At 50.7% G+C, this 7,689-nt stretch carries 9 protein-coding genes and 2 pseudogenes; 1 reads left to right on the top strand and 10 read right to left on the bottom strand.

The genetic code is table 11. The annotated features are described in order from the left end of the window. Positions 1–309, bottom strand: a 309-nt coding sequence (locus I656_RS00345) for a class I tRNA ligase family protein (protein ID WP_020756913.1), incomplete at its 3' end; no start/stop codon positions are given. 396 nt (positions 310–705) lie between these two features. Here I656_RS00345 and I656_RS18420 point away from each other — a divergent pair. Then, positions 706–1,005: an AbrB/MazE/SpoVT family DNA-binding domain-containing protein gene (locus tag I656_RS18420; protein WP_011229546.1), complete on the top strand. Its 300-nt coding sequence runs from the start codon at positions 706–708 to the stop codon at positions 1,003–1,005. A gap of 29 nt (positions 1,006–1,034) precedes the next feature. On the opposite strand, the pseudogene rsmI reads toward I656_RS18420, so the two are convergent. The 9 genes and pseudogenes from rsmI to I656_RS00315 form a co-directional block, all read right to left on the bottom strand. Then, positions 1,035–1,934, bottom strand: a pseudogene (gene rsmI / locus I656_RS0117090) (16S rRNA (cytidine(1402)-2'-O)-methyltransferase); the annotation flags it as partial. Positions 1,935–1,949: 15 nt separating this feature from the next. Then, positions 1,950–2,699 carry a tRNA1(Val) (adenine(37)-N6)-methyltransferase gene (locus I656_RS00340; protein ID WP_012820433.1) on the bottom strand — a complete coding sequence of 250 codons (750 nt, stop codon included), beginning with the start codon at positions 2,697–2,699 and terminating at the stop codon, positions 1,950–1,952. A 60-nt stretch (positions 2,700–2,759) separates the two neighbouring features. Beyond that, entirely contained in the window at positions 2,760–3,122 is a 363-nt protein-coding gene (gene yabA / locus I656_RS00335) for a DNA replication initiation control protein YabA (protein WP_011229543.1), read from the bottom strand. Positions 3,123–3,137: 15 nt separating this feature from the next. After that, positions 3,138–3,965, bottom strand: a complete 828-nt coding sequence (locus tag I656_RS00330) for a stage 0 sporulation family protein (RefSeq protein ID WP_011229542.1) — start codon at positions 3,963–3,965, stop codon at positions 3,138–3,140. A 14-nt stretch (positions 3,966–3,979) separates the two neighbouring features. Next, complete coding sequence (locus I656_RS20055) at positions 3,980–4,303, bottom strand: DNA polymerase III subunit delta' C-terminal domain-containing protein (protein WP_369770219.1); 324 nt, start codon at positions 4,301–4,303, stop codon at positions 3,980–3,982. Positions 4,304–4,522: 219 nt separating this feature from the next. Further along, positions 4,523–5,037 (bottom strand): annotated as a pseudogene (locus I656_RS20060) (hypothetical protein); the annotation flags it as partial. Between the two features lie 13 nt (positions 5,038–5,050). Continuing rightward, on the bottom strand, positions 5,051–5,683 hold the full coding sequence (gene tmk, locus I656_RS00325) for a dTMP kinase (RefSeq protein ID WP_033006941.1): 633 nt from the start codon (positions 5,681–5,683) through the stop codon (positions 5,051–5,053). A gap of 26 nt (positions 5,684–5,709) precedes the next feature. Further along, positions 5,710–7,143: an aminotransferase class I/II-fold pyridoxal phosphate-dependent enzyme gene (locus I656_RS00320; protein ID WP_033006942.1), complete on the bottom strand. Its 1,434-nt coding sequence runs from the start codon at positions 7,141–7,143 to the stop codon at positions 5,710–5,712. A 170-nt stretch (positions 7,144–7,313) separates the two neighbouring features. Then, complete coding sequence (locus I656_RS00315; RefSeq protein WP_011229538.1) at positions 7,314–7,520, bottom strand: sigma factor G inhibitor Gin; 207 nt, start codon at positions 7,518–7,520, stop codon at positions 7,314–7,316. Between the last annotated feature and the right edge of the window lie 169 nt (positions 7,521–7,689).

Consider the following 7,689-nt stretch of genomic DNA (forward strand, 5'->3'; position numbering starts at 1 on the left):
TTTTTTATGCCGCTCCTGCGTTGTGCGAATAAAATCGTCGTAGGAAATGTCGAGCTTCTTCCATAGCTCCTGAATGCCAGCGACGATCTCATCGACGTATTGCTGCGGCGTTACTCCTTTTTCTTCCGCCTTGCGCTGAATTTTTTGCCCATGCTCATCGGTGCCGGTCAAATACATGACATCGTAGCCGCGCATCCGTTTATAGCGAGCCATGGCGTCCCCCGCCACCGTTGTGTAAGCATGACCGATATGCAGGCGGTCGCTCGGGTAATAAATCGGCGTCGTCAAATAAAACGTTTTTTTCTCCATCGGTTAGGCCCTCCCTCGTACTGTTGAGCACAAAAGCCCCCGTCCGGCGACGAGAGCGGCGTTACTTCTATTTTACATAATTTTTTCATTCTACAAAAACATCTATTTCTCGTGGGCTGAAAAAATATACCCAAACCGGCAAAAATACGGCCGCGTTTTCAACCATCGCTGCGAATTTGTTATACAAGGATAGAGTTTAGATGGGCAAATTCATTCGTTTTCTCCTTTCTTTCTAAACAAACTTTTTTTTGAAATAACAATATACATTTTTTTTAAATTTTACATATTAAAGGATTGACGCTTAATGGAAACACTGATATGATTAGGTTGTAGGAAATTTGTCGAATATTGACGAATAAACGACAAAAAACTTTTTTGCGGAGAGGAGAATCGACGATGAAATCGACAGGGATCGTGCGTAAAGTCGATGAGTTAGGCCGCGTCGTCATTCCAATTGAGCTGCGACGTACGTTGGATATTAACGAAAAAGATGCGTTGGAAATTTATGTTGACGATGACCGCATCATTTTGAAAAAGTATAAGCCGAACATGACGTGTGTCGTCACCGGCGAAGTGTCGGACGACAACTTCAAACTGGCCGGCGGCAAAATCATTTTAAGCCGCGAAGGCGCGGAAATTTTGCTGCAGGAGATCCAACAGCATCTAGAAGCAGCAACAGACAAAGAAAAAGAATAAAAAAGTTTCTCTGGCTTCAGAGAAACTCTTTTTTTTTCTTCTTCTTGCTGTTGATGATACTGCCGATAAACGTCGCGTTTCGACATATTTCGATCACTGGCCGCCTGTTTCACCGCCTCCTTGACGGAAAGGCTGTGCTCGCGAATATAATAATCGACATGTTCGACAAGCGAAAGCGGCTGCCACCATTCCTCTCCCTCTTGCTCTTGTTTCTTCCCGTCTCGCGCCCCTTCGACAATGAGGCAAAATTCGCCCCGGATGTCATGTTCTTCCGCCCAGGCGACCGCATCGCTTAAATCGCCGCGGATGAACTCCTCAAACCGTTTCGTCAACTCGCGGCCAAGAGCGATGCGCCGATTGCCGAATATATCATACATAAGAGCGAGCGTTTCTTTCAAGCGGTGGGGCGCCTCATAAAAAATTAACGTCTCCGCCGCTGTTTTTAATGACAGCAGCTGCTCTTTTTTCTCTTTTTTCGCCCGTTTCAAAAAGCCGACAAACAAAAAGCGGTCCGTGGGCAGCCCGGAGGCGACAAGCGCTGTCAATGCCGCGTTCGCTCCAGGAAGAGGGACGACGCGGCAGCGCTCGGCAAGCGCCGCAGCAATAAGCTCATAGCCCGGATCGGAAATGCCGGGCATCCCGGCGTCGCTCACCAATGCCACCGTTTTTCCTTCCTTCAGCCATTCGACAAGCTGCCGGCCGCTCGCGTATTTATTATGCTCATGGTAGCTGACGAGCGGCGTATGAATGCCGAAATGAGCGAGCAGCTTTTTCGTCTGCCTTGTGTCCTCGGCGGCGATGACATCAGCTTCCTGAAGCGTCCTAACCGCACGAAACGTCATATCCTCCAAATTGCCGATCGGCGTCGGCACGATGTACAGCGTCCCTTGCTCCGTTTGTTCGGTAAAACTTTTTTGCTGCCAAAGCATCCTTGTTCCGCCCCTTTAAGATGAAATAATGCCATATAAGATCCGCTTCGTCTCCTCGGTATATTCGTTATTCTCATCATACACGACAAGCGGAGGCAACACTTTTAAGTCCGGGCTTGCATCTTTTGTCCCTTCAATTAAAATCATGTTCGCCTCTTTGCCCTCTTTCGGGTACACAAAGCGGAGCCGTTTCGGCTCAAGACGGTATTGGCGCATGAGCGTCACAAGGTCAAGCAGCCGCCCGGGCCGGTGGACGAACGCCGCCTTCCCTCCTTGCTTCAACAGCTGGCTGCTGACTCGAATCACATCCTCTAGGGTGCAATAAATTTCATGGCGGGCGATGGCGATATGTTCATTTTTGCTCAGTTCGTCTTTGCCGACTGCCGGAAAATACGGGGGGTTGCACGTGACGACATCGTACCGGCTGTAACCGATCCGTTGCGGCGCTTCTTTAATGTCGCCGTGTATGATCTCGATTTGTCCTTCAAGCCCGTTGTATTGCACGCTTCGCCTCGCCATGTCGCAAAGCCGTTCTTGAATTTCGATGCCGATGATCGTCCCTTTTGTTCGCCGGCTCAACAAGAGGGGAATCACCCCGTTGCCCGTGCACAAATCAACAATCTGCCCCTTTTGAATCGGCATATAGGCAAAATGAGCAAGGAGCACGGCATCAAGGGAAAACGAAAATACAGATGGACTTTGAATGATGCGGAGCTCTTCGTTAAACAAATAATCGAGCCGTTCATCCTCGTACAATTCCACCATGACGCACGATCCTCCATTGAAAAAAATAACCTTTCCGAAACGGAAAGGGTGGCGCTGCCTTTAGTTTTTGTTCAAAAACGACAAGCAAAACAAACAATCGCCCTCGGTGCGAATGCTTCCGTAATGGATGTGACAAATATGAAACCCTTCTTGGTAAAGGCGGGCTAAATTGTCATACCCTTCGCCAATGTCGATGAGTTTTTTGCCATGTTTGTCCCCTTTTCGTTTGCCTTCTTCCCATGCTTCTGACAATTGTTCAAGCCGACGGCGCAAATGAGCATTTTCGATTTGCAGCTGGTGATTCTCTTCTAACAGCTCCGTTACGCGCTGTTTCAGCTGTACCAGCTCGCGGTAAAAATAACTAAGTTGCTCTTCCATATTGGCCACTGATCGAAACACTTCTTTTTTATCTACTTTTTCCACTGGCCCCACCCCAAATTAATCTGCGACGCGAATGGACAACGTCCCGTTTTTCATCAGCTCATCGAGTGTATATTCGACGACCCGTCCGAATTCTGGAAGCTCGATTTGCAGCACCCGCTCTAAAATGTTCAAGCCGACGACTTTGCCGAAGCCGTGCGGTGTTTCGACATATTCCCCTAAATCCGGGAGTTGTTCTTTCGCCGTCTCATACTCTTCGTTTTCATATTTCAGGCAACACATCAGCCGGCCGCACAACCCGGAAATTTTCGTTGGATTGAGCGACAAGTTTTGATCTTTCGCCATTTTGATCGACACCGGTTCAAAATCGCCTAAAAACGTCGAACAACAAAGCATGCGGCCGCACGGCCCGATGCCACCAAGCATTTTCGCCTCGTCGCGCACCCCGATTTGCCGCAGCTCAATGCGCGTGCGGAAAATCGACGCTAAGTCCTTCACAAGTTCGCGGAAATCGACGCGCCCATCGGCAGTGAAATAAAAGATCACTTTATTGCGGTCAAACGTATATTCCACATCGACGAGCTTCATTTCCAGCCCGTGCTCCTCCACTTTGCGCAAGCAAATGTCATACGCCTCGCGCGCCGCCTTTTTGTTTTCTTCCACAACCCATTTATCTTTCTCATTCGCCACGCGGATCACTTTTTTGAGCGGCAGCACGATGTCGTTTTCGTCGACTTGTTTATTGGCGATGACGACTTTTCCGTACTCAATGCCTCGGACCGTCTCGACAATGACGAATTCGCCGACGGGAATAACGGCATCGCCAGGGTCAAAATAATAAATTTTCCCTGCTTTTTTAAAACGGACGCCGACTACCGTATACAACGGCTCTCCCTCCTTTACCGCTTTAATTGAAGAACGAGCTGCTCAACAAGCAACGCCGTGCTCATATTTGTTGTATTTAAACGCGTTTTCGCTTGTAAAATCGCTTCCATGCCAGCCAAAATCCGCCGCTGCGGGCAAGCAAGCGCCCATCGTTGCAGGCGGTCCAGCTGATCGCGGTATAACACGCCGTCCATCTGCCCGGCTTGAATATGCAACAAATCGCGGTATAAATATAAAAGCAAATCAAGTCCAAGGTCAAGCTGATGGCTTTCCAAAAAATGCGGAAACAAGCGGTCGTGGATGAAAAACAAAAGCTGCAGCTCCGGCTTGCCTAGCATCTCATACCATTGTAGCACTAATGTTCGCGCCTCGGCAAACCAACTATCTTTGGCAAGCGCCAGTGCTTCCTCGAAGCTGTTTGTCAAATGGGCAGCCAACAGCGCCAACGGCAACGGCACGTGCTCCTCGACAAGTCCCTGAGCGAGCTCTGCCGGCGGCAACGGCCGGAACGAAAGCACTTGACAGCGGGAAACGATCGTCCCTAGCAGGCGGTGGTATTGCTCAGTCAGCAATACCGCCACCGTCCCCGGATGCGGCTCTTCCAAAAATTTCAGAAGGCTGTTGGCAGCGCTTGTCGTCATTTGATCGGCGTGCTCAACGATGTACATTTTTTTATCCGACTCGACCGCTGTTTTCGAGAACTCTTGCTGCAGCCATTCGATTTGTTCCTTTTTGATTGATCCTCCATCTGGCCGATCACCCGGACGTCAGGGTGGTTGCCGGAGTCGATGCGCCGGCAGTTGCGGCACTCTAGACACGGGGAAACTCCGATTGGGGACAGACAAAACAAACGTTTCGCCAACAACAAACTGGCCGCTTTTTTGCCCGTCCCCCGCTGCCCCTCAAACAAGTACGCATGAGAAATCCGCCCTTTTTCCAAGCCGCTTTGCAGCATTTTCGCCACCACCGGCTGGCGTTTCGCTAGCTGTTCCCATCGCATCGCCATCACTCTTCCTTGATTTCTTATTTCTATTCTATCATGTCCGCTAGGAATCATCACGGTCGGATTCATGGAAATGGCGCTGTCATCTTCCTTTCAAACGGGAAAGCACCGCGGCCGTTGTTTCAGCGAATACATCATCAAGCGGGCGGTTCGCGTCGATGACGACAATGCGGTCGGCAAACCGTCTAGCGAGTTCCCGATACCCTTCTCGCACCTTCTCATGAAAAGACAACGTTTCAAGGTCAAGCCGATTCACTTCCCGGCCGCGGTTCCGTCGGATTCGTTCAAGCCCAATTTGCGGATCGATATCAAAATAAATCGTCAGCGACGGCATATACCCATCAATAGCGAACTCATTAATTTTCCATACTTCCTCAATGCCAAGCCCGCGGGCAAATCCCTGGTAGGCGAGGGAACTGTCAACAAACCGGTCGCAAAGGACGACGCACCCAGCCTCAAGCGCCGGCACGATTTTCTCAAGCAAATGCTGTCGGCGCGCCGCCGCATACAAAAGCGCCTCCGTCCGCCCGTCCATTTCCGTATAATCACAGTTTAAAATGATGGAGCGAATCGCCTCGGCAATGCGCACCCCGCCCGGCTCCCTCGTCGCCACGACGTCAATCCCCCGCTCACGCAACAACGACTCCAATTTGCTGATCATCGTCGTTTTGCCGGCTCCTTCCGGCCCTTCAAACGAAAAAAAGCATCCGTTCATCACTCGCGGCATCCTTTCCATCCTTCCTATTCGTATACAACCAACTGACCATCTTTCAGCCGGCTTCCGCCTTGTATGTGCGCCCGCTGACAAAGAAGCTGGCGGATCTGTTCAATATGGCCGCTGCCGATCCGTTCTCCGACCCACACGAGCGGCACCCCAGGCGGATATGGAATGACCGTTTCCGCTGCTATATGTCCTTCAGCTTCCTCGAGCGCCACAGCTTTTGTCCGCAAATGGCGCAGTTCATTATACGGGACTAAAACCGATAGCAGCGGTCCGAGAAAAGGCGAAGCGTCACACACCGGCGCCTCGCCATCTGGCAAATCGCGCCACGCTCGTTTGATTTTCTCCGCTGCTTCCTGAAGCCGCCCGGTTACCGCCAGCGGGCAAACGAAAAGCACGTTCATTCGATCAGCAAGCTCGACAAACACCCCTTCGCGCTCAAGCCAACGTTGCAGTTCATACCCGGTCAAGGAACAGCGCGTCTGCACCGTTACTTTCAGCGGGTCGGTCTGTACGCCAAAATGGCGGGAACAAACGACTGCCACCCCGTCAATATCGGCCAAGGCTGCTTTAAACTTCTCAATTTCTGCCACGATCGCCGCCGCATCGCTTTTTGAAAGCTGGGCGACATAACTCCGCGCCAAATCGAGCGACGCCATAATCGGGTAAGACGGGCTGCTTGACTGAAACAACTGCAAAAAATATTTCAACCGCTCAAGATCAACCCGCTCGCTGTTTACATGCAAAAACGCTCCCATCGTCATCGCCGGCAACGTTTTATGCGCCGACTGCACGACAACATCGGCGCCATAGCGAAGCGCCGATGTCGGAAAAGGGGGGCCGACAACGAAATGGGCGCCATGCGCCTCATCAACCAGCACCGGAATGCCATGTTCATGAACTAGACGGACGATTTCTGTCAAATCGGCGGCCATTCCATAATAATTTGGGTTCGTCAATACAACCGCAGCAACATCATCATGAAGCGCCAACGCCTCTTTGACCGCTTTAGGACGAATGTGCGAAGCGACACACACATCACGATCAAACTCGGGAGCAAGTAGAACAGGAGTGGCTTCCATGAGTTGCAATGCATGCATCACCGATTTATGGCAATTGCGTTGTACAATCACTTTCTTCCTCTTTCCATCACACACGGCGGCGATCATTGCCAAATTCCCTGCCGTCGAACCGTTCACAAGGAAAAACGTCTCCCTAACGCCATACAGCTCCGCCGCCAGCGCCTGCGCCTCGGCAATCACCGACTCAGGATGATGCAAGTCATCCAAGCCGGAAATTTCCGTCGCATCCAACGCCAACAGCGGCGCAAACATATCTCTCCCTCGTTTCGAAAACAAAGCGCCGTATTTATGTCCCGGCACATGAAACGAAACCGGGCGGCGCGCCCAATGGTGCACGAGAGCGTCATATAAAGGAGTTTTCGTTTGATCCATCATCATCCTCTTTCCTTGCTGTCTGTCCCAGAACGGCCATCATCCGGGCAGACTGCCGAAATGCATGGGATATGCAGGAGAAACATCAAACATATAGTATCACAAACGCCCGAAAAAACGCACGAGTCGCGTCAATCGCAAATAAAAACAGGCCCAAATGCAGGCCCTGATTACGAGTGAATTTTCGATGTAAACATTTTGCGCAGCTGCCGCACATAAAACGAGTAGTTCGGGTCGTCCGTATTCGTTTGCACAATCGCCCGGTTGCAGTCCAAACAAAGAAAATGGCCAAAAAGGAAAATCCCTTCCTTTTTTTCCTGTTCACAAACGATGCATACATGTTCGCGTTGATTCCGGTCTGCTATTGATGTCCTCACGCTCTCCACCTCCCATCCTCTATGTTTCCCACATTGCTAACATTCTATACTAGTAGATGAAAGGAAGAGAGACATTGAGCGGGTCCTTATCGTTTTTTCCTCAAAAAACGAAAGCAGCCAATTGCACCAATGCAACTGGCTGCTCGTTTATTGCCTAGCAGCGACCTAC

This window comes from Geobacillus sp. WSUCF1 (genome assembly GCF_000422025.1).
Lineage (GTDB): Bacteria > Bacillota > Bacilli > Bacillales > Anoxybacillaceae > Geobacillus > Geobacillus zalihae.